Source organism: Luteimonas huabeiensis HB2 (assembly GCF_000559025.1).
GTDB classification, from domain to species: Bacteria; Pseudomonadota; Gammaproteobacteria; order Xanthomonadales; family Xanthomonadaceae; genus Luteimonas; species Luteimonas huabeiensis.
The window spans coordinates 32,008-52,967 of sequence record NZ_JAAN01000043.1 but is presented as its reverse complement, the minus strand read 5'-3'; the positions used below and the strand labels follow the sequence as shown (position 1 = coordinate 52,967).

15 protein-coding genes are annotated in these 20,960 nt (G+C 71.6%); 5 read left to right on the top strand and 10 right to left on the bottom strand.

The annotated features are described in order from the left end of the window. Nucleotides 1-155 precede the first annotated feature (155 nt). The 3 genes from Z164_RS0117195 to Z164_RS0117185 all read right to left on the bottom strand — a co-directional run bounded on the left by Z164_RS0117195 (nucleotide 156) and on the right by Z164_RS0117185 (nucleotide 5,564). Complete coding sequence (locus Z164_RS0117195; RefSeq protein ID WP_024891917.1) at nucleotides 156-3,170, bottom strand: glycosyl hydrolase 115 family protein; 3,015 nt, start codon at nucleotides 3,168-3,170, stop codon at nucleotides 156-158. Beyond that, nucleotides 3,167-4,192, bottom strand: coding sequence for an endo-1,4-beta-xylanase (locus Z164_RS0117190; RefSeq protein ID WP_024891916.1), 1,026 nt, complete (start codon nucleotides 4,190-4,192; stop codon nucleotides 3,167-3,169). The genes Z164_RS0117195 and Z164_RS0117190 overlap by 4 nt, the downstream gene beginning before the upstream one ends. Nucleotides 4,193-4,271: 79 nt before the next feature. Continuing rightward, on the bottom strand, nucleotides 4,272-5,564 hold the full coding sequence (locus Z164_RS0117185; protein WP_024891915.1) for an MFS transporter: 1,293 nt from the start codon (nucleotides 5,562-5,564) through the stop codon (nucleotides 4,272-4,274). Between the two features lie 416 nt (nucleotides 5,565-5,980). Between Z164_RS0117185 and Z164_RS0117180 the strand changes: the two genes are divergently transcribed. The 4 genes from Z164_RS0117180 (at nucleotide 5,981) to Z164_RS0117165 (ending at nucleotide 12,338) form a co-directional block, all read left to right on the top strand. Further along, entirely contained in the window at nucleotides 5,981-8,866 is a 2,886-nt protein-coding gene (locus Z164_RS0117180; protein WP_024891914.1) for a TonB-dependent receptor, read from the top strand. Between the two features lie 130 nt (nucleotides 8,867-8,996). Further along, a complete protein-coding gene (locus tag Z164_RS0117175; RefSeq protein WP_024891913.1) occupies nucleotides 8,997-10,511 on the top strand; it encodes an MFS transporter in 1,515 nt (504 codons plus the stop codon). Beyond that, nucleotides 10,508-11,524, top strand: a complete 1,017-nt coding sequence (locus Z164_RS0117170; RefSeq protein WP_024891912.1) for a glycoside hydrolase family 43 protein — start codon at nucleotides 10,508-10,510, stop codon at nucleotides 11,522-11,524. Before Z164_RS0117175 ends, Z164_RS0117170 begins: the two co-directional genes overlap by 4 nt. Further along, the gene (locus Z164_RS0117165) at nucleotides 11,514-12,338 is read left to right on the top strand and encodes an aldose epimerase family protein (protein ID WP_024891911.1); all 825 of its coding nucleotides are present in this window, start codon (nucleotides 11,514-11,516) and stop codon (nucleotides 12,336-12,338) included. The genes Z164_RS0117170 and Z164_RS0117165 overlap by 11 nt, the downstream gene beginning before the upstream one ends. 425 nt (nucleotides 12,339-12,763) lie before the next feature. On the opposite strand, the gene plsB is transcribed toward Z164_RS0117165, so the two are convergent. From plsB to Z164_RS22640, 4 genes are all read right to left on the bottom strand, one after another. Further along, nucleotides 12,764-15,439, bottom strand: a complete 2,676-nt coding sequence (gene plsB / locus Z164_RS0117160; protein ID WP_024891910.1) for a glycerol-3-phosphate 1-O-acyltransferase PlsB — start codon at nucleotides 15,437-15,439, stop codon at nucleotides 12,764-12,766. A gap of 39 nt (nucleotides 15,440-15,478) precedes the next feature. Beyond that, the gene (locus Z164_RS0117155) at nucleotides 15,479-16,369 is read right to left on the bottom strand and encodes a hypothetical protein (protein WP_024891909.1); all 891 of its coding nucleotides are present in this window, start codon (nucleotides 16,367-16,369) and stop codon (nucleotides 15,479-15,481) included. Between the two features lie 133 nt (nucleotides 16,370-16,502). Then, entirely contained in the window at nucleotides 16,503-17,186 is a 684-nt protein-coding gene (locus Z164_RS0117150; RefSeq protein ID WP_024891908.1) for a hypothetical protein, read from the bottom strand. Nucleotides 17,187-17,242: 56 nt separating this feature from the next. Then, nucleotides 17,243-17,569 carry a hypothetical protein gene (locus Z164_RS22640; protein WP_024891907.1) on the bottom strand — a complete coding sequence of 109 codons (327 nt, stop codon included), beginning with the start codon at nucleotides 17,567-17,569 and terminating at the stop codon, nucleotides 17,243-17,245. Between the two features lie 213 nt (nucleotides 17,570-17,782). On the opposite strand from Z164_RS22640, the gene sctU reads away from it, so the two are divergent. Then, the gene (sctU, locus tag Z164_RS0117140) at nucleotides 17,783-18,853 is read left to right on the top strand and encodes a type III secretion system export apparatus subunit SctU (protein ID WP_024891906.1); all 1,071 of its coding nucleotides are present in this window, start codon (nucleotides 17,783-17,785) and stop codon (nucleotides 18,851-18,853) included. 28 nt (nucleotides 18,854-18,881) lie between these two features. Here sctU and sctT read toward each other — a convergent pair whose 3' ends face one another. From sctT to Z164_RS23640, 3 genes are read right to left on the bottom strand one after another with little or no spacing between them, the layout of a single operon-like run. Continuing rightward, nucleotides 18,882-19,670, bottom strand: coding sequence for a type III secretion system export apparatus subunit SctT (sctT, locus tag Z164_RS0117135; RefSeq protein WP_024891905.1), 789 nt, complete (start codon nucleotides 19,668-19,670; stop codon nucleotides 18,882-18,884). After that, a complete protein-coding gene (gene sctS, locus Z164_RS0117130) occupies nucleotides 19,670-19,939 on the bottom strand; it encodes a type III secretion system export apparatus subunit SctS (RefSeq protein ID WP_024891904.1) in 270 nt (89 codons plus the stop codon). Before sctS ends, sctT begins: the two co-directional genes overlap by 1 nt. Nucleotides 19,940-19,949: 10 nt before the next feature. Next, nucleotides 19,950-20,948 (bottom strand): EscR/YscR/HrcR family type III secretion system export apparatus protein, encoded by a 999-nt coding sequence (locus Z164_RS23640; RefSeq protein WP_024891903.1) that lies wholly within the window; start codon nucleotides 20,946-20,948, stop codon nucleotides 19,950-19,952. Nucleotides 20,949-20,960 lie beyond the last annotated feature (12 nt).

The window sequence follows — 20,960 nt, the reverse complement described above, 5'->3', positions numbered from 1 at the left end:
AGGATGGGAGGAAGGCCCTCATCCGCCCCTTCGGGGCACCTTCTCCCGCGGGCGGGAGAAGGGAGCGGGCCACGGCATGTCTGGGGCACCTTCTCCCGCAGGCGGGAGAAGGGCGTGGGTCACGGCATGTCGGGCGTGGGCGCGCGGTGGGTGGTTCATCGCCGTGGGCTCGCCGGTGGGCCGAGCGATGTCGTGGGCACGCCGTCGCGGACGATCTCGATGCGCTGGACCACCACGCCCGGGTCGATACGCCAGAGCTTGAGGGTGCGGGCGCCGGCCTGGACCCGGTGGCGGGAGTGGGCGATGTGCACGCTGTCGACCACGGCGCGCTCCCAGGCCGGGAAGTCCGGGTGGCCGGGGGTGGGGTCGAGCCGCATCGTCTGCAGTTGCGGCGCGTCGTCGTCGAACGACACCGCGAAGCGCTGGCCGCCGCGGCGTGCGTAGTCGAGCGTCGGCGACAGCACCACGCGCACCTCGACCTCTCCGCCGCGATGCAGGTGCACCGGGTACTCCAGCCAGGCGCCGCCGGGGCCGGCCTCGCCGGGCGCGGCGGTCACCGGCACCGTGGTCACGCCGCCGCGGGTGCGGCCCAGGTGCGGGATGGTCTCCCAGGCGAGCCCGGCGGGGGCGACGGCGCGGGCGTGGTCGCCCGCCTCGATCGCGACGATGCCGGCGCTCTCGACGAAGCCGGCGACCGGCCCGGGCGGGGCCGGCTTGGATACCGGCACCAGGACGCGGACTTCGGTGCGGTCGCTGCCGAGCAGGTCGATGCGGGCGGGGTGTTCGCCGGCGGGGACTTCGTCCCAGTCGATCTCGACGCGCAGCGGTTGCGCGTCGGCGACTTCGGCGGTGGCGGGCGTCACGCGCAGCCAGGGCGCGGAGGCGCTGGCGGCGTAGCGGAACGGCGCGGCGCCGCGGTTGAACACCACCAGTTCCGGCGCGCGCGTGGCATACGGGTCGAGGACGGGCAGGCGCGCGGTCTCGGCCGGCACCGGCCAGCCGCGCGCATCGCCTTCCACGGCGACGCCCATCGTGCCGCGCTCGCGCACGTCGATGCGCGCGAGCGCGGGCAGCACGTTGCGGTCGGGCTGTTGCCAGTGGGTGTAGCCGATGCGCGGCTGCGACATCATGCGCACCCACTTGCCGCCGGCGATGTCGGTCTCGTAGACGCGCGCCAGCTCCGCGTCGCGGGCGAACAGGCGCTCGGCCTCGTCGGCCCAGGCGTTCGTCGAGGCGCGGCCCTGGTCGGCGTACAGCCGGTTGCGCGCCACCGCCACGTGGAAGCGGTTGAGGTTGGCGCTGGCCAGCACCGGGTATTCGACCAGTTGGTCGTACGCGTCGCGGTACGGGGCGGGCAGCGCGGCGCCGATGCGTTCGGTGGTCTCGACCAGCGCGTCCCATTCGGCCAGCACGCGCTCGGCCTCGCCGAAATGCAGCAGGCTCCAGGTGTCGGCCGACAGCAGCTCCGGCTTGCGGCGCGCGTTGTACTGCGTGTAGCGGGTGAGGATCTCGCCGATCGCCGCGGCGTGGGCGTGGGCGTGGCCGAACTGCTGCGCGGCCCAGGCGGCGGGATAGGCGGCCACGGCGTCGCGGGTCATCGCGTCCGGGGCCCAGGCCTGGTCGAGGAAGAAGCCGATCGGCAGTTCCATCGGCTTGATGTCGCCGACGTTGACCACCCACAGCCGGTCCACGCCGTGCGCGTAGGCCAGCCGCATCTGCTCCCAGACCCGCTCGATCTGGGTGGTGTTGATCCACTTGTAGTTGCGCGGCCCGCCGACGTAGTCGAAGTGGTAGTAGACGCCGTAGCCGCCGGCGCGGCGCGCGAGCGCTTCCGGCAGGCGGCGCAGGTTGCCCCAGTTGTCGTCGGCGAACAGCAGGGTGACGTCGTCGGGCACGTCCATGCCGGCATCGAGGTAGTCCTGCACTTCCTTGTACAGCGCCCAGACCTGCGGGGTCTCCTGCGGCGCTCGGCCGGTGACCTCGGCCAGGATCCGCCGCTGGTCGGCGACGATGCGCTCCAGCAGCGCGATCGCGGTGCCCTCGGCCATCGGCTCGTCGCCGTCGCCGCGCATGCCCAGGGTGACCACGGCCTCGCGGCCGTCGAGGCGCTCGATGCCGGTGCGCCAGAAATCGCGCAGCCGCCCGGTGTTGCGGGTGTAGTCCCAGGGGCCCTCGCCGTGCCGCGACCACTCGACGTGGGCGCGCATCATCGGTTCGTGGTGGCTGGTGCCGATCACCACGCCCATGTCGTCGGCGAGCGCGGCGTTGCGCGGGTCGTCGTCGTAGAACGCGCGGCCCCACATCGCCGGCCACAGGAAGTTGCCCTTGTGGCGCAGGATCAGCTCGAAGACGCGTTCGTAGAAGCGGTGGTTCGGGCCGCCGAAGGTGGCGTCCATCCAGCCGCCGAGCGCGGGATCCTCGTCGTTGATGAAGATACCGCGGTAGCGCACCGCCGGCGCATCGACGAAGCGGCCCGGGGCGACGTGCAGCGCGGCGTGGCGCGGCGCCGGCACGTCGGCCCACCAGGTCCAGGGCGAGACGCCGATGCGGCGCGAGAGTTCGTACAGGCCGAAGATCGTGCCGCGCCTGTCGGCGCCGACGATCACCAGCGCGCGCTCGATGCCGGGCTCGGGCGCCTCGACGACCTGCAGCAGGTGCGCCTCCCAGCGGCCTTCGACGCCGGACACGTCGAGGCCGCGCGCGCGCACGATGCGGTCGATCCGCGGGCTGCGGCCGAGGGTGCCGGCGATGACCGCCAGGCGCGGCGCGGTGTCGGGCGCCGCGGCGCCGGCGACCGCGGCGAGGTCGGCGCGCAGGTCGGCGGCGGCGCGCTGCACGCCGGGGAAGTCGGCCGCGTCCACGAGTACCGGCAGCGGCCGGCCGCCTTCGATCAGCGGCAGCGCGCCGGGCACGGCGGCCGTGCAGACCGCGGCCGGCTGCGCGCAGTCGCCGGCGTCCCGGGGCGTGGCGGCGGCCAGCGCGGGGCAGGCGGCGGCGAGCAGCAGCAACGCGGGAACGGCCAGCCGCTCGAGCAACGCGCGGCGGGCGCGCCCCGCCACGCGCGGGCGCGCCCGCGCGCTGCCGCAGACGGCGGGCGGCGCCGCGCGCGGTGCCCGGCGTTGCGCCGCCGCGGTCGCGCGCGGCGGCCACTGCGCGGCCCCGGTCGTCATTGCGTCTCGCCGCGCAGGTAGCGGCGCAGCCATTGCAGCGCCGGCCGCTCGCTGCCGTCGTCGCGGATCAGGTAGGCGCCCTGTTCGTCGCGCCACAGGCCGCGGCGGAAGCCCCACATCGTGATGCCGTGCACCGCCGGGTGCTCCCAGAACACCGGGAAGACGCGCTGGTAGTCGCGCAACTGGGTGGCGTCGTCCGGGCCGTCGATGTCGAGCTCGGTCACGTAGACCGGCAGGCCGGTCGCGCCCAGCGCGTCGAGGTTGGCGCGGTGCACCTCCATCGGCGTCTCGGTGGTGGTGGAGAACGCGTGCCCCTGCACGCCGATCGCATCGATCAGGTCTTCGGCCTGCAGCAGCCGCACGATCTCCAGATAGCGCCGCGTCGCCTCGGGATCGTTGGTGACGCTGTACTCGTTGATCATCAGCCTGGAATCGGGGAAGTGCTTCCGGGCCAGCCGGAACGATTCCAGGATCCAGTCCCAGCCGCTGGCGCCATCGCCGCCGAGCGCCTGGATGTAGTGGCCGCCGCCCTCGTCGGCCTTCGACGGCGGGTCGTTGAGCGGTTCGTTGACGACCTCGACGAAGTCGATGCCCGGGTAGCGCGCGGCCACCGCGGCGAACCATTGCTCGATTTCCGCGCGCTGTTCCTCGGGCGGCAGGGTCTTGATCCATTCCGGCTGTTGGTTGCCCCAGATCATCACGTGCATCTGGAACGGCAGGCCGTGCGCCTGGGCCACCTGCCAGGCGGCGTCGAGCTCGTCCCAGACCATCGTGTCGCGCTCGGCCTCGACCTCGCCCCACTTGCCGCCGTTCTCCGGGGTGACCTTGTTCCAGTAGTCGGCGAAACCTTCGGCTTGCGCCGGGCTGTGCGCGCCGCCGAGGAACTTGTCCAGGCCGTGCGCCAGCGCGGTGGAGGCGGGCGCCGGCCCGTCCGCGGCGTCGGGCGCGGCGGGGGGCGGCTCGCCGCAGGCCGACAGCGCGAGCGCCAGGGCGCCGATCCACAGCGGGCGGGGTGTCTTCATCGGTCTACGCTCCCAGGTCCGGAAATGCACGTCGCGCATCGGGACGGGGAAGGCCCGATCCGCGCCAGGAAAAGCGCCCTCATGGCGCGCGCGCCTCCAGCTGCGCCGGCTCCAGCCGCGGCGCCAGCAGGTGCACCGCCAGCAGCGCCAGCAGGTAGGCGCTGCCGGCCATGAGGAACACCGGCAGGTAGCTGCCAGTGGTGTGCAGCAGCCAGCCGGTGAAGGTGGCGATCATCATCCCGCCGACCGCGCCGGCGAAGCCGCCGAGGCCGACCACCGAGGCCACCGCCTGGCGCGGGAACATGTCCGAGGTCAGGGTGAACACGTTGGCCGACCAGCCCTGGTGGCCGGCGGTCGCCAGGCCGATCAGCGCCACCGCCAGCCACAGGTTGTCGGCCTGGGCGGCGAACACGATCGGCACCACGCACAGCGCGCACACCAGCATCGCGCTCTTGCGCGCGCGGTTGACGCTCCAGCCCATGCGGATGAAGCGCCCGGCCAGCCAGCCGCCGAGGATGCTGCCGACGTCGGCGAGCACGAAGATCGCCACCAGCGGCAGGCCGAGCGCGAGCAGGGTCAGTCCGTACTCGGCGTTGAGGAACTTCGGCAGCCAGAACAGGAAGAACCACCAGATCGGATCGGTGATGAACTTGGCGGCGACGAAGGCCCAGGCCTGGCGATGGCGCAGGATGCGCCGCCACGGCACCTTGGCGGTGGGCTCGGGCGGATCGCTGCGGATGTGCGCAAGCTCCGCCGCCGACAGCGCCGGTTGCTGCTCGGGCGCGCGGTAGGTCAGCAGCCACACCGCCAGCCACGTCGCGCTGAGCGCGCCGGTGAACAGGAACGCGGCCTGCCAGCCCCAGGTCACCGCGACCACGGGCACCAGCAGCGGGGCGACGATGGCGCCGATGTTGGAACCGGAATTGAAGATGCCGGTGGCGAACGCGCGCTCCCGGCGCGGGAACCATTCGGCCACGGTCTTGATCGCCGCTGGGAAGTTGCCGGCCTCGCCCAGGCCCAGCATGAAGCGCGCGATCACGAAGCCGACGACGGTGGCCGCCAGCGCGTGGCTCATCGCCGCGACGCTCCAGACGGTGATCGCGATCGCGTACCCGGCCTTGGTGCCCAGGCGGTCGATCACGAAGCCCGCGCACAGCAGGCCGATCGCGTAGGCGGCCTGGAAGGCGGTGACGATGTAGCCGTACTGGATCTCGTTCCAGCCGATCTCGTCCTGCAGGAACGGCGCGAGCACGCCCAGTACCTGGCGGTCGACGTAGTTGATCGTGGTCGCGGCCAGCAGCATGGCGCAGATGCGCCAGCGGTAGCGCCCGATCCTCTTGCCGTCGGCTTCGGCGGCCAGTGCGGCGTTCATGCGGTCGCACGCAACGCGCGGCGACGCCGGTGTGCGTCTGCTTGCAAGGCCGTTCCCTCCCCAGGGTGCGATCGGTCGCGGATGGTATCGCTATCATTACCACAGCGCGAGCGGCCGGGCCAACGGCGCGGACGCCCAGAAGATCGCGCTGCAATGCAGCAAAATCAGCGATTTAACGCGGTGCGGCGCCCGGCGCGCAGGGCGCCCCGGCTTCGCCGCAGTGCGGCTTGCACCTTTTCGATTGGGAGCGCTACCATCGCGCCGCGCTGCCGGCCGGCGGTTTCCCGTCCGGCCGAGCGCGTCGCCAGGCGCGGCACATCGCGGGCACCGCGGAAGCATAACCGCGGGCACGCACGCAGGCCGAACGGTCCGCGATCCGACATCGCAGAAGCCACCAGAAACGGGAGGGGAGTACGGTGCAGATCCAAGTCTCGAAAACCGCATTGTCGCGCGCGCTGACGCTGGCGCTGTTGGGGACGGCGAGCGCGGCGGCGCTGGCGCAGGAGCCCGAGGCGCCGCCCGCGCCGTCGGACGCGTCGGCCACCGATCTCGACTCGGTGGTGGTGCGCGGCTACCGCCAGAGCCTGCAGTTCGCCACCGAGGCCAAGCGCGAATCGACCGGCTTCACCGATTCGATCTTCGCCGAGGACATCGGCAAGTTCCCGGATACCAACATCGCCGAATCGCTCAGCCGCATCCCCGGCATCCAGCTCAACCGCGACGTCAACGGCGAGGGCCTGAACGTCGCGATCCGCGGCCTGCCCAGCAGCTTCACCAAGACCACGATCAACGGCGCCTCGGTGGCCACCGCGTCGATCGGCCTGGATGCGACCAACCAGAACCGCGAGGTCGACCTCAACATCTTCCCGACCGAGTTCTTCAACCAGCTCACCGTCTACAAGTCGCCGACCGCCGCGCTGACCGAAGGCGGCGCGTCCGGCGTGGTCGACATGCGCAACATGCGGCCGTTCGACATCGGCCGCAACCAAGTCACCTATTCGCTGCAGGCCGACTACAACGACATCGGCGACAAGGTCGGCCCGCGCGGCACCGTGATCGGCAACTGGGTCAACGACGACGGCACCTTCGGCGTGCTGGTCGGCGTGACCTCGCAGCGCGGCAAGATGGGCGTGGAGGGCTACGAGACCGTCGGCTGGACCAACCCCAACCTGACCAACGCGCAGTGCGGCAACGGCGGCGATCCGGCCGGGTTCCCCGCGTTGGGCAGCCCCTGCAACGTCACCGGCGGCAACGGCTGGCGGATTCCCGATACCGTGCCCGGCAACGCGTCCACCATCGGCGCCGGGCTGGTGCCCGGCCAGGTCATCGATGCCGACTGGCTGCGGGCGAACAACCCCGGGCTGAGCCCGGAACAGATCGGCGAGGCGCTGATCCCGCGCCTCGGCCGGCCGGTGCACATGCAGGGCGACCGCGATCGCGACGCCTTCCTCGCCTCGGTCCAGTGGCGCCCCAGCGACAACGCCGAGTTCTACGCCGACGTGCTCTACACCAAGGCGCGCCGGACCAACGACCGCATCGACATCAACCTGATCGGTCGCAACGGCAACATGATTCCGCTGGACATGCAGCTCGACGCCAACAACGTCGTCACCGCCGCCACCTTCGCCAACGCGCAGTTCTTCCTGGAGGCGCGCCCGTACACCGAGGACGTGCAGTACTGGCACCTCACCCCGGGCGCGACCTTCTGGTTCGGCCAGGAGCAGGACGTCAAGCTGGACGTGCAGGCCAACATGAGCCGCAGCTGGATGTTCCGCGACTCGCCGACGATCCTGTTCAATTCGCCCTACACCACGCTGCAGTACGCCAATGCCGGCGACGTCCCGACCTGGACCACCGACCTCGACCTCAACGATCCGAACCTGGGCTGGACCTGGAACGGCGGCCGCGTGTGGGCGCAGAACGAGAAGCGCGTCACCGAGACCAGCGGGCTGCGCGCCGACCTGCAGCTCGGCGACGACCGCAACAACGTCACCTTCGGCGTGGCCTGGGACAACAACCAGCGCCGCGTGCAGGGCTTCGGCGACACCGGCACCGACTGGCAGCCCTACGCCTTGTCGCGGATCGGCGACGCCGAGCTCGCCGACTACATCCTGCCCGGCCCGATGGGCTTCGTGACCGTCGACTTCGAGCGCTTCATGCGCGACACCGACTACGCCCGCTACCGCGACGCGGCCGGCGAGGCCAGCGGCGCCAACACCGGCGGACCGACCGGCGGCTTCGACGAGACCACGAAGGCGGCCTACGTGATGGTCAACGGCGAGTCGGAGATCTGGAACCGCGGCCTGCGCTACAACATGGGCGTGCGCTACGCCTCCACCGACCAGGAGATCAGCGGCCCGGTGACCATTGGCGGGGTGCGCCAGTGGCAGACGCTCGAGGGCGACTACGCCGAATGGCTGCCCTCGTTCAGCGCCGCCTGGGATGTGGCCGAGAACGTGGTCCTGCGCACGTCGGCCTCGCGCACCATGACCCGGCCCAATCCCAGCTCGATGCTGCCGGCGACCACGTTCACCGACATCTCGGCGCAGGTGGCCAACCAGGGCAATCCGGACCTGACGCCGTACACCTCGACCAACTTCGACATCGGCGGCGAGTGGTACACCGGCGGCGAGGGCTTCGTCGGGCTGACGCTGTTCAACAAGCGCATCGAGGGCTACACCTACCAGGGCGTGACCACGCGGCCGTTCAGCAGCCTGGGCATTCCGTTCGAGAGCCTGGTGGCCGAGCAGCAGCAGGCGATCCTGTCGCGCGGCGGCCCGGACGTGGCCACCGTCAACGTCAACCAGCAGGTCAACGCCGACGCGGAACTCGAGGTCCGCGGCTGGGAGGCGATCTGGGTGCAGCCGCTGAGCATGGTGTTCGAGGGCCTGGGCTTCATGGCCAACTACACCAAGCTCGACATCAAGACGCTGGGCAACGATGCCGAAGCGCTGGCCGGCAACGTCTACGGGGTGGCACCGTCGATGTGGAACGCGACCGCCTACTGGGAAAACGACGTCGCCTCGGTGCGGCTGTCCTACACCTGGTCGGAGGGCGCGGTGGGCACCGGCCCGAACCAGCAGGGCATCCCGTTCGCGCAGATCTACGGCGAGGACCGCGGCCAGCTCGACCTGTCGGCCAGCTACACGCTCAAGGGCATCCGTTCCGAGCCGCAGCTGACCTTCAACGTGCTCAACATCACCGGCGAGGAGCGCCGCTCGTACTTCGCCTACCCGAACGCGGTCAACGACATGTACGACCCCGGCACGACCTTTACCGTCGGCATCCGCGGTACGTTCTGAAGCGCCCGCCCGGCGTTGCGTCCCGGCGCCCTCCCCGGGCGCCGGGCGGCGCCGCCGGACCGGGCGACGCGGGGCGCTCGCCGCTCCCCCGCGCCCGTACCCCGTACCCGCAGTCGAAAAGGCAGGATGGATGAACGACGCAGCGCAGACGCTTTCGGTCACGGAGAAGGTCGGCTACAGCCTGGGCGACCTGGCCGCCAACCTGATCTTCCAGACGCTGGTGACCTTCCTGGCGTTCTTCTACACCGACGTCTACGGAATTCCGCCGGCCACCGCGGCGACCATCATCTTCGTCGTCGGCCTGCTGGGCGCGTTCGCGTTCACCCCGCTGATGGGGCTGGTGGCCGACCGCACCCGCACCCGCTGGGGCAAGTTCCGCCCCTGGATCCTGTGGACGGCGGTACCGTTCGGCGTGCTGTCGCTGCTGGCGTTCTCCACCCCGGACCTCGGCGCGGACGGCAAGATCGCCTACGCCTGGGCCACCTACACCCTGCTGGTGCTGGTGTATTCGGCCAACAACCTGCCGTACTCGGCGCTGGGCGGGGTGCTGACCGGCAACATGGACCAGCGCAACAGCCTGCAGGCCTACCGCTTCGTGGCGGTGATGGCGGCGCAGTTCGTGATCCAGGTGCTGCTGCTGCCGCTGGTGCTGATCCTGGGCGACGGCGACCGCGCGGTCGGCTTCCGCAACGCGATGACGCTGTTCGCCGTGGTCGGCACCGCGTTCTTCCTGATCACCTTCTTCACCACCCGCGAGCGCATCGTGCCGCCGCCCGAGCAGCGCTCCAGCGTGCTGCAGGACCTCGGCGACCTGGCGCGCAACCGCCCCTGGCGGGTGATGCTGGCGCTGACGATCCTGGTCTTCGTCACCCTCGCGCTCAAGGGCGGCATGACGATCTACTACTTCCAGTACTACCTGAGCGAACCGCACCTGGCCGCGTTCCTGGAGCGGGTCGGCTTCGAGCGCGCCATCGCCGCACTCAATGCGGCGCTGACCGGCGCCGGGCTGACCGCGTTCCAGTGGCCGCAGGACGCGCCCACCTCGGCCTTCAGTCTGTTCAACGCAGGCGGCATCGTCTTCATGATCGTCGGCATCGGCTTCTCGCGGCGCCTAGCCGATCGCCACGGCAAGCGCAACGTGTTCGGCGGCGCGCTGTCGGTCTCCACGCTGTTCCTGCTGGCGTTCCTGTTCTACCCGCCGGATGCGATCGGCTGGGTGTTCGCCTCGCAGATGCTGCACGGCTTCTTCTACGGCATCACCATCCCGCTGCTGTGGGCGATGATCGCCGACGTGGCCGACTACTCTGAGTGGCGCAACCACCGCCGCGCCACCGCGATCGTCTTCTCGGCGATGCTGTGCGGCCTGAAGATCGGCCTGAGCGTGGGCGGCGCGCTGGTGGCCGGCATCCTCGCCTTCCACGGCTACCGGGCCGGGGCGCCGGTGCAGGCGGCCGACACGGTGGCCGGCATCCGGCTGGCGGTGAGCCTGTACCCGGCGCTGCCGTTCCTGGCCGGCGTCGCGCTGCTGTTCCTCTACGAGATCGACAAGGCCACCGAGCGCCGCATCGAGCGCGAGCTGGGCGAGCGCCGCGCGCTCGCCCGCAACGCCGCCCCCACCGTTTCGACCGCACCGGACGCACCATGACCGAAGACACCGATGCCGAGCGCCTGGCCGCGCTGGCCGCGCGCGCCATCTCCCAGCCGCTGGTGACCCACATCTACACCGCCGATCCGTCCGCGCACGTGTTCGAGGGGCGGATCTACGTCTACCCCTCGCACGATATCGATGCGGGCATCCCGTTCGACGACGACGGCTCTCACTTCGGGATGGAGGACTACCACGTCCTGCGCATGGACTCGCCCGAGGGCGAGGCCGTCGATTGCGGCGTGGCGCTGCACGTGCGCGACGTGCCCTGGGCCGAGCGGCAGATGTGGGCGCCCGACGCGGCCTGCCGGGACGGCCGCTACTACCTGTACTTCCCGGCCAAGGCCGCCGACGGCCTGTTCCGCATCGGCGTGGCCGTGGGCGAGCGCCCGGAGGGCCCGTTCGTCGCCGAGCCCGAACCGATTCCCGGCAGCTATTCGATCGACCCGGCGGTGTTCGCCGACGACGACGGCCACCACTACATGTACTTCGGCGGCCTGTGGGGCGGCCAGCTGCAGCACTACCGCGACAACGCCTACGACCCGGCGCACGCCGAGCCCGCCGACGACGCGCCGGCGCTGGGGCCGCGGGTGGCGCGGCTGGCCGCGGGCATGACGACCTTCGCCGAGCCCCCGCGCGAAGTGGCGATCCTCGACGAGCACGGCCGGCCGTTGCGCGCCGGCGACCACGCGCGCCGCTATTTCGAAGGCCCCTGGCTGCACAAGCACGCCGGCCGCTACTACCTGTCCTATTCCACCGGCGACACCCACCTGCTGGTGTACGCCATCGGCGATTCGCCGTACGGGCCGTTCGTGTACCAGGGGCCGATCCTGAGCCCGGTGGTCGGCTGGACCACGCACCATTCGATCATCGAGTTCGGCGGCCGCTGGTGGCTGTACTACCACGATGCGCTGCTGTCGGGCGGGGTGACCCACCTGCGCTCGGCCAAGGTGACCCCGCTGCAGCACGACGCCGACGGCCGCATCGCGCCGATCCATCCGTATGGCGCCTGAGCCGGCGGCCGGCGCGCTGGCGCCGCTGCCGCCGGGGACGCTGCTGCGCCTCGCCGCCGGCGCCACCGAGGTCCTCGTCGCGCCGGAGGCCGGCGGACGCATCGCGCAGATCGTGCACCGGGGCGCAGCGCAGCTGGTCGGGCCCGAGGACGGCGACCTGGCGGCGATCGCCTGGGGCTGCTACCCGATGCTGCCGTGGGCGGGCCGCGTGCGCCACGGTCGCTTCGCCTTCGGCGGCCGCCGCTACGCGCTGCCGCGCAACCTCGGCGAGCACGCGATCCACGGCGTCGGCTTCGTCCTGCCGTGGCGGGTCGATGCGCACGCCGCCTCCCGCGTCGAGCTTTCGCTCGACCTGCCCGAGGACGCGCGCTGGCCGTTCGGCGGCCGCGCCCGCCAGCGCATCGAGGCCGGCGACGACTGGCTGCGGCTGGAACTCTCGATCGCGGCCGGCGCGCAGGCGATGCCGGTCGCGCTGGGCTGGCACCCCTGGTTCCGCAAGCCCGAGCGCATGACCTTCGCGCCGGAAGGCATCTACCCGCGCGACGCCGACGGCATCGCCACCCGCGCCCTGGGGCCGGTGCCGCCCGGGCCGTGGGACGATTGCTTCCTCAACCGGGAACCCGTGCGGCTGCATCTCGCCGGGCGCGCGCTGACGCTGCGCTCGGACTGCGTGTACTGGGTGGTCTACGACGCGCCCGAGCACGCCACCTGCATCGAGCCGCAGAGCGCGCCGCCCGATGCGCTCAACCGCGACGCGCAGGTCCTGGAGCCCGGGCAATCGCGCTCGATCCGGTACCTGATGCGGTGGCGTTGAGCGCGGCCGCCGCTGCCGCTGCTGCTGCTCGACCACGATGCCGCGTTCCTGGATGCGCTGGCGCTGACCCATCGCCTGCACCTGGACGCGACCCGCCTGCGCCTGGAAGCGGCGCCTTAGGGCCTGCATCGACATCCGGCCCGCGACGGCCAAGCGGGGGGCATGCTGTTTTCCCTTCCCCCGCAAGCGGGGAGCATGCTGGGGCACGCCGCAGGCGTGCAAAGCGGCCCTCATCCGGCGGCTTGCGGGAGAAGGGACGCCATGATCCCGCTTGCGGGAGAAGGAACGACATGACCCCGCTTGCGGGAGAAGGGACGACATGACCCCGCTTGCGGGAGAAGGGACGATACGGCCCTGCTTGCGGGAGAAGGAACAACGTGGTCCCGCTCGCGATGCCCGGGTGCGCGGGGCGCCGCCGGGGCGGGTCAGGCCGCTTCGGGCGCCGCCGCCGGGGGCCGCACCGCTTCCGGGCTCACCTTCTCGATGGTGTGGCGCAGCTCGCGGCCCAGGATCACCTTGGCGTCGCGCGCCCATGCGTCCAGGCGCTGGTCGAAGGTGAGCTTGCTGTTGGCGTCGAGCTTCACCAGCTCCAGCTCGCGCAGCTTCTGGATGAAGCCGCGGAACAGCGACTTGTCGAAGAACTCCGGCGCCGCCGGGGCGTACAGCAGCGAGAGGCGCTGCGCGGCCAGCTGGCACAGGCTCTCCAGCTCCGCCGTGCCCAGGGTGCCGGAGCCGTTCTTGGCCAGCACCGCGATGGTGATGTAGTAGCGCTCGAAGGCCTGCTGCAGCGGGTGGCCGAGCGCGCGCAGGCGGAACACCTCGTCGGTCTGGCCGGCGTTGCGCTGGTAGATGCCGCCCTCGTCCTCGCCGACCACCTCCAGCAGGCCCTCGCGCACGAACACGTCGAGCGTGCGCTGCAGCCGGTCGGCGAATTCGTCGGCCTCCCACGGCAGGAACAGCTCCGCCTGCAGGAACGGGTACAGCGAACGGCCCAGCCGCAGCAGGGTGTTGCCGCTCATGCGGCGGTTGTTCTGGAAGCACGAGGCGATCCAGGCCGAGGCGGTGAACAGGTGGACGACGTTGTTGCGGAAGTACGACAGCAGCACCGCCGTCTCCTCGTCCACGCTGAGCACGTCGCCCAGCGGGTGCGACACGCGCTGCAGCACGCCGATCTCCTCGCCGTGGGCGACGATCTCGGCCGGCGAATGCGGGGTGACCGTGACCAGGTCGCTGTAGGGCACTTCGGTCAGCGTGGTCTTGGACAGCGCGATCTGCGCCAGCAGGTCGGCCTCGCCCATCGCCCGCTTCGGCGTGGACAGCAGCGCCAGCGCCAGGAAGTTGATCGGATTGACGTCGGCGGCGCGGTTGATGTTGACCTGGATGCGCTGGGCGGTGGCATCGACCGTGCGCGACAGCCATTCCGGGCGCTCGTCGTCGGACAGCGGCCGGCCGTTCCAGTCGGCGGCGTGGCGGGCGAGCATGTCGGTCAGCGGGATCGCCTCGCCGAAGTTCACCACCACCTGGCCGTAGTTGCGGCGCAGCACCTGCGGGATGCTCCACAGCAGCTGCCAGATGGATTCCTTCTGCTTGGGCTTGCCCGACAGCTCGTCGAGGTAGCTGTTGCCCTCCATCAGCTTCTCGTAGCCGATGTACACCGGCTGGAACAGCACCGGCCGGGTCGGCTGGCGCAGGTAGGCGCGCACGGTCATCGAGATCATGCCGCCCTTGGGCGCGAGCAGGCGCCCGGTGCGCGAGCGCCCGCCCTCGATGAAGTACTCGATCGAGTAGCCGCCGGCGACCAGCTGCGCCACGTATTCCGACAGTACCGCCGAATACAGCGCGTTGCCGCGGATCGAACGGCGGATGAAGAACGCGCCGCCCTTGCGCAGCAGCGTGCCCACCACCGGCAGGTTGAGGTTGATGCCGGCCACGATGTGCGGCGGCACGATGCCCTTGGTGTAGAGCAGGTAGCTCAGCAGCAGGTAGTCCATGTGGCTGCGGTGGCTGGGCACGTAGACGATCTCGTGCCCGGGCGCGGCGGCCTTGAGCGCATCCAGGTGGTGCACCAGCACGCCGCGGAAGATGCGGTTCCACACCGTGGTCAGCAGGTAGCTGGCCGAGCGCACCACCGGGTGCGAGTAGTCGGCGGCGATCTCGTAGGCGTACAGGTAGGCTTTCTTCCACGCCTCCTCGGGCGTGGAATTGTCGCGCCGGGCCTGGTCGGCGATGGCCTCCTTGACCGGCGGCGAGGACAGCACCTTGTCCACCAGCAGCCGGCGCGTGGACAGGTCCGGCCCGACCACCGCCTCGCGGATGCGGTTGAAGTGGGTGCGCAGCACCCGCGAGACCTTGCGCACGGTGCGCTCGGGCGTCAGGTCCTCGGCGACGATGCCGCGCACCTCCATCGGGCTGGCGAAGCGCACCAGGGTGTCGCGGCCGTTGAGCAGGATCGCCAGCAGCCGGCGGAACCGGCCCACCAGGGTCCAGTTCTCCGAGAACAGCACCGAGAACCAGCCGCTGGCCTTGTCCGGGCTGCGGCCGACGAAGATCGAGACCGGCAGCAGCTGCACGTCCAGCGCGGGATCGGCGCGGTGCGCCTCGAGCAGCCGGGACAGGGTCTCGGAATGGGTGCTCGGGCGCGGCGGCCGCTTGCCTTTGGCCAGCGCGTTGAGCGCGCTGCCGGCGCTGCGGCGCGACAGCGCCACGTAGGCGCGCTTGCGCCCGACCGGATCGCCCGGCAGCGGCTGCAGCGGCGAGGGCATGCCGGCCTCGCGGCAGGCGCGGTCGAGGATCAGCGCGTTCGACAGCCCGTAGTCCTCCAGCACGTAGCAGACCGGGCGCTGGTCGATCTGCTGCAGCGGCTCGGCCGGCTCGATCTTCAGCGAGATCCAGGGCGCCAGCAGCCGCCCGAGCAGGCGCGACCAGAGCGGTCGCTTCGGCGACCGCCGCGGCCCGCCGCGACGCGGGACGTCCGTCTCGGCCGCGGCCTGCGCGCCGGCCTCGGCCTCCGCGCGGGCGTCGGGCAGGCCGGCTTCGGCCCCGTTGGGGGCATCGGCGCCGGGGAAGGGCAGGGGCGTCTGGTCGGGGGGATGTCGGGACATAAGTGGTCCAGATTATCGCCCAGCGGCCGCCCGCGCTGTTCAGGCGCCGTCGGACCGCGCCGGTGCGGGGCGCGCGGCGGCCGCCTCGGCGTGCCGCAGCCAGTCGCTGCGGTACCAGCGCCGGTCGCGGCGTTCGGCCTCCACCCGCACGTCCACGGGCTCGCCGGCGAGGGCGTAGCGCACGCGCAGCCGGGCCCGGTCCCCGGTCTGCTGCTCCAGCTCCACCGTCATCGCATCGAGGCTGGCGTCCAGGTCCAGGCCGTAGCCGGCCAGCACCGCCTTGGCCTCGGCCAGGAAGGACGACAGCCGGCGCAGGCTGTCCTCCATGCCGGCCTCGCGCAGCGCCGCCTCGGAATCCAGGCCGGTCGCCCGCGCCGCCGCGCACAGCCGGGCCAGCGCGGCGCGCGCGCGTGCCGGGTCGGTCAACGGCGCCTGCAGCGCCCAGCGCGACAGCGCGACCAGGCGCTGGGTCTCGCGGTCGCGCTCGGCCTCGTCCAGGCGCGGATCGCTGCGCAGGTACTGCACGCCGAAAGTGCCCAGCGTCTCCACCGCCTGCCGCAGCTCGCCCTCGGCGCCGGTGAACTGGCGCTCGAAGGCCGCCATCAGGGTGCGCTCGGCGTCGGGGGCGGACAGCGCGGCGATCAGCCGCGGCAACTGGCCGTGCAGGGGCAGCTCCTCCAGCGGCCAGCGGCTGCGGTCCGCGGCCCAGGCGGCGGCCAGCCGCGCGTGCAGCGCGGGCGGTACGGCATCGCGGGCGAGCGCGACCAGGTCGTTGGCGCGCAGGTGGCGGGCCGGTCCCTGGACCGCGTCGATCGGGCGCGCATGGACGGGCGCGGAAGCGTCCGGGCCGGCGCCGGCCGGGATGCGCTCGCAGCCCGGCAGTGTCGCGGCGGCGAGCGCCGCCAGCAGCAGGAGCGCTCCGAGGCGCATGCTTGTCTCCCCCACGTCCGCCGCCCGAACCGGCGGTGCCGGCGCATGGTGGCGGCCCGCGGCGGGCGCGGCAAGTGCGCGGGCGCCAGGCGGTGACGGCGGTCGCGTACTCGCCGCCGGGGGCGGCGACGGGCTACAGGTCGCGCACCACCCAGCCGCCGGGCGCCTGCTCGGGCACGGCGTCCAGCGCCGCCTGCGCGATCTCCGCGGGCGCCTTGCCGGCCTTCCAGGCCGCCGCCACCGCGGCCAGCCGGTCGCGGGTGGCGCGGGTGTAGGCGCCTTCCAGTTCGTTTTCGGCGTCCGCGGCCAGCTTCTGCGGGTACAGCGCGCGCGCCTCCTCGCTGTGGTCGAGCAGGTCGATCAGGTGCGCCAGGCTGTCGCGGAAGGCCTGCGCGCCCAGCGGCGTGCGCTGGGTGCGCTGCATGTGCCAGACCGTCAGGTATTCCACCGGCCCCAGCAGCCGGCGCGGGGTGGCGCCGAAGAACTGGCCCGACAGCGCGCTGGCGGCGAACGGGGTGACGTTGTCGGGCAGCCGCGTCGCGCCCCACGAACTGAGCGCGCCGCCGGGCAGGTCCATGCGCCGCAGCGCGGTGCCGATGGTGCCGGCGAGCAGCCGCTTGGCGCGCTCGTCGTCGCTCTCGGCGACCACGTTGAGCAGGCGCAGGAACACCGGGTAGTGCTCCTCGCCCAGGCGGCGCGCCAGGCGCTTGAGCACGGTCAGGCGGTACTCGGGATCGTCGTGCGCGGCCAGCGCCGAGACCAGCCGGTCGGCGGCGGCGCGCAGGGCGGGGGGCGAGGGCGGGGCGGGATGGGTCATGGGCGTGGCGCGAACGGACCCGCAGCAGGGTACAACGCGCCCGCCCGGGGGTCAGCTCACGAGGCGAGCGCGGAGAGGATCGCGTCGAGCGCGCTGTCGGCGGCCGCGGACAGGTCCTGGCCGGACAGCGCGTGCTCGAAGGCGAGATCGCCCGACAGCAACCGTTCGCCCGCGGGCACCTCGGTCCAGGCCGCGGCGGTCAACACCCGCTCGCCGATGTCGACGTCGGGGACGGACGGCGCGCCGGCCTCGGCCAGCGGCGCGGCCTCGCGCAGCGGCTCGGTCCCGCCCGGCTGGCGCTGCGCATCGTCGAGCGCGATCCGGCCACCGAGCCGGTCGAGACCGGCCAGGCCGAGATGCGGATCGGAACCGATGCTGCTCATTGCCGTCGTCGCGCCTGTGGATCGGAAGAGGACGCCGGCCCGGGGGCGCGGCGTTGCGGTGAATGTAACGATGCCGTCGTGCCGCTGTCACCCCGGGTCGACCCTAGGTGGCGAGGCCACGGCCACCGGCCATTCAGCCGGTCGCCGCCGATGCCGCCGCGGCGCGCCCATGCTAGCCTGCCGCCATCCGCAGCGCAGCGTTCGGGAGCCGCGATGGCCGACAAGGACCAGGGCGCCGACAAGACCGAAAAACCGACCCCGAAGAAGCTCCGCGACGCGCGCAAGGAAGGCAACGTCGCCAAGAGCAAGGAGCTGACCTCCACGGTCCTGGTGCTGGGCTGGATCTGCGCGGCATGGATGCTGTCGGGGTCCATCGGCGGCCGCATGGTGCTGCTGTTCGACCAGAGCCTGCAGGCCATCGGCCTGCCGTTCGCCGAAAGCCTGCCGCGGCTGGGCATGCTCGCCTTCCATACCCTGCTGTGGATCCTGCTGCCGCTGCTGGCCATGGCGCTGCTGCTCGGCCTGCTGATCGAGTTCCTGCAGGCCGGGCCGGTGGCCAGCATGAAGAAGCTGGTCCCGAAGATGGAGAAGATGAACCCGGTCGAGGGCATCAAGAAGATGTTCTCGATGGACAACCTCGTGGAACTGGTGAAGTCAGTGCTCAAGAGCGCGGCGCTGATCGGGATCGGCTACCTCGTGCTCACCCGCATGCTGCCCGACCTGCTGCGCCTGCCCTACAGCCCGCCGGCGGCGATCGGCGAGGCGATCTGGCACGCGATCAAGTGGATCGTGATCTGGACCATCGCGGTGTTCTTCTTCGTCTCCGCGCTGGACGTGTGGTACCAGAAGTTCTCCTACATCAAGAAGCTGCGCATGAGCCGGCGCGACATCAAGCAGGAGGTGAAGGAGAACGAGGGCGACCCCTACGTCAAGCAGCGGCGCCGGCAGTTGCACCAGGAGTGGGCGCAGCAGAACATGCTGGGGGCCGTGCGCAAGTCGAGCGTCGTCGTGACCAACCCCACCCACATCGCGGTCGCCCTCCAGTACGAGCACGGCGTGGACGACCTGCCGATCGTCGTGGCCAAGGGCGAGGGCGCGTTCGCCGAGGAGATCAAGCGCGTGGCCGAGGAGGCCGGCGTGCCGATCCTGCAGAACGTGCCGCTGGCGCGCGGGCTCAACGAGAAGACCGCGCTGGACGACTACATCGGCAACGAGTTCTTCGAGGCGGTGGCCGAGGTGCTGCACTGGGCCGAGACCGTGCGCGACCAGCGCGACGGCCGCTGAGCGCGCCGCGGCGGGCGCGTGCGCCGCGCTACGGGGCGAAGATGCGGTGGAGCAGGTCCACCAGCGCGCTGCTGTCGCCCAGCCGCCGCACCAGCACCTCGATGAAGACGCCGAGCATCATCAGGATGATGGCGGTGGCCAGCCACGCCTTGATCGGCAGCGTCAGCGCGAACACGTTGAGCTGCGGCGCGTAGCGGTTGACCAGGCCGAAGGACATGTCGATCACCAGCAGGATCACCATCGCCGGCGCCGCCAGCACCAGCACCGTGGTCATCAGGAAGCTGAAGTGGCCGACGAACAGGTTCATGCCGGTCATGGCCAGGTTGGGGAAGAACGAGGTCGGCGGCCACAGCGCGTAGCTTTGCATCAGCAGCCCGAGGAAGATCAGGAAGGCGCCGCTGGCCATGAACACCCAGGCCGCGAACTCGGACAGGAACTCGCCGTGCAGCGTGGTCTGGTGGCCCTGGATGGGATCGAAGATCTGCGCCATGCTCATGCCGACCTGGGTGTCGATGACGCTGCCGGCGGCGGAGATCGCCCAGAACACGATGCCGAAGCAGAAGCCGATCGCCACGCCGACGAACAGCTCCTTGAGCACCATCATCGGCCATTGCAGCGTGCTCATCGACACCGCCGGCGAGGCCGCCATCGCCACCGGCAGGGCGACGATGGCCAGGCTGACCAGGAAGCTGTTGCGCACCATCGCCGGCATGTTCGACGAGGTGATCAGCGGCAGCATCATGAACGCGCCGATGATGCGCGGCAGGGTCAGGCCCAGCGCCAGCATCGCATCGCCCAGGGACGCGAACGGCAGCATCAGCCTCGCCTCGACAGGCCGGGGAAGTTGACGAAGATGTAATCGGTGTAGTTGTAGAGCGTGCCGCCGATCATCGCCCCGGTCACGAACAGCGCCAGCACGATGGCGACGAACTTCAGCGCGTAGGCGAAGGTCTGCTCCTGCAGCTGGGTGGCCGCCTGCAGGAACGCCACCACCAGTCCGACGATGGCGGCCGCGGCGATCGGCGGGCCGGACAGCATCAGCACCAGCACCAGGGCCTGGCGGGTCAGCTCGAGGACTTCGTTCATGGCCGCGCGCTCATCCGGCGTAGGTCAGCACCAGGCCGTGGACCAGCTTGGCCCAGCCGTCCACCAGCACGAACAGCAGCAGCTTGAACGGCAGCGACACGGTGGTCGGCGACATCATCATCATGCCCAGCGCCAGCAGGATGTTGGCCACCACCAGGTCGATGATCAGGAACGGCAGGAAGATCAGGAAGCCGATCTGGAACGCCGCGGTCAGCTCGCTGACGGTGAAGGCCGGGATCACCACGATGAAGTCGTCCACGCTGAGGTCGGCGCGGCGCTCCGGCGGCAGCAGCATCTGCGCGCTGCGCAGGAAGAACGCGCGCTCGGCGTCGTGCGCGTGCTCGATCAGGAAGGTGCGCAGCGGCTCCTTGCCGGCCTCGACCATCGACAGCAGGCGCGAAAGGTCGCTGCCCTCGGGCACCAGCGGAGCGGGCGGCGGCGGCGGGCTGGCGCTGACCCAGCGCCCGTCGGCGGGCACCTGCGGATCCTCGGTCGCGCCGATCACGCCCCCGGTGACGCCCTGGAAGCGCTCGCCGCGCTGCGGCGCCGGCGCCGGCGCGGTCCCGGCCGCGGCGGTGCGTTCGGCCTCGGCCTGCAGCGCGTCGGCGGCGGCGGGGCTGGACGACGGCGCGTCGGTCGTCGCCGCGGGCGAGGCCGCGGCGGCGGCCGGCGGCTGCGCCCGCGCCGCCCGTCGCGCCCGTTCCGCCGCTTCGCGCGCATCCACCTGCGCCTGTACCGATGCCGGCATCGGCTGCCCGGCCAGGCGCGCGCTGATCGCGGCGTTGGTGTCCAGGATCACCGGGTACATCACGTAGATCGACAGCACGATGGCCAGGCCGTTGATGACCACGTTCGGCGGCACCTGCTGCAGCCCGAGCGCGTTGCGCAGCAGGCTGAGCACCACCACGATCTTGGTGAAGGAGGTCACCATCACCGCGACGAACGGCGCCAGCGCCAGCGACACCACGATCAGCAGGACCAGCGCCGGGGAGTAGTTGTTGAAGTCCATCGCGGCGGTCCC

Excerpts from the sequence above, each read along its gene's own strand:
- Z164_RS0117190 (WP_024891916.1), bottom strand. The coding sequence starts at position 4,192 with ATGAAGACACCCCGCCCGCTGTGGATCGGCGCCCTGGCGCTCGCGCTG.
- sctT (WP_024891905.1), bottom strand. The coding sequence starts at position 19,670 with ATGCTGCCGTTCGCGTCCCTGGGCGATGCGATGCTGGCGCTGGGCCTG.
- Z164_RS23640 (WP_024891903.1), bottom strand. The coding sequence starts at position 20,948 with ATGGACTTCAACAACTACTCCCCGGCGCTGGTCCTGCTGATCGTGGTG.
- Z164_RS0117185 (WP_024891915.1), bottom strand. The coding sequence starts at position 5,564 with ATGAACGCCGCACTGGCCGCCGAAGCCGACGGCAAGAGGATCGGGCGC.
- sctS (WP_024891904.1), bottom strand. The coding sequence starts at position 19,939 with ATGAACGAAGTCCTCGAGCTGACCCGCCAGGCCCTGGTGCTGGTGCTG.
- Z164_RS22640 (WP_024891907.1), bottom strand. The coding sequence starts at position 17,569 with ATGAGCAGCATCGGTTCCGATCCGCATCTCGGCCTGGCCGGTCTCGAC.
- Z164_RS0117195 (WP_024891917.1), bottom strand. The coding sequence starts at position 3,170 with ATGACGACCGGGGCCGCGCAGTGGCCGCCGCGCGCGACCGCGGCGGCG.
- sctU (WP_024891906.1), top strand. The coding sequence starts at position 17,783 with ATGGCCGACAAGGACCAGGGCGCCGACAAGACCGAAAAACCGACCCCG.
- Z164_RS0117165 (WP_024891911.1), top strand. The coding sequence starts at position 11,514 with ATGGCGCCTGAGCCGGCGGCCGGCGCGCTGGCGCCGCTGCCGCCGGGG.
- Z164_RS0117170 (WP_024891912.1), top strand. The coding sequence starts at position 10,508 with ATGACCGAAGACACCGATGCCGAGCGCCTGGCCGCGCTGGCCGCGCGC.
- plsB (WP_024891910.1), bottom strand. The coding sequence starts at position 15,439 with ATGTCCCGACATCCCCCCGACCAGACGCCCCTGCCCTTCCCCGGCGCC.
- Z164_RS0117175 (WP_024891913.1), top strand. The coding sequence starts at position 8,997 with ATGAACGACGCAGCGCAGACGCTTTCGGTCACGGAGAAGGTCGGCTAC.
- Z164_RS0117150 (WP_024891908.1), bottom strand. The coding sequence starts at position 17,186 with ATGACCCATCCCGCCCCGCCCTCGCCCCCCGCCCTGCGCGCCGCCGCC.
- Z164_RS0117155 (WP_024891909.1), bottom strand. The coding sequence starts at position 16,369 with ATGCGCCTCGGAGCGCTCCTGCTGCTGGCGGCGCTCGCCGCCGCGACA.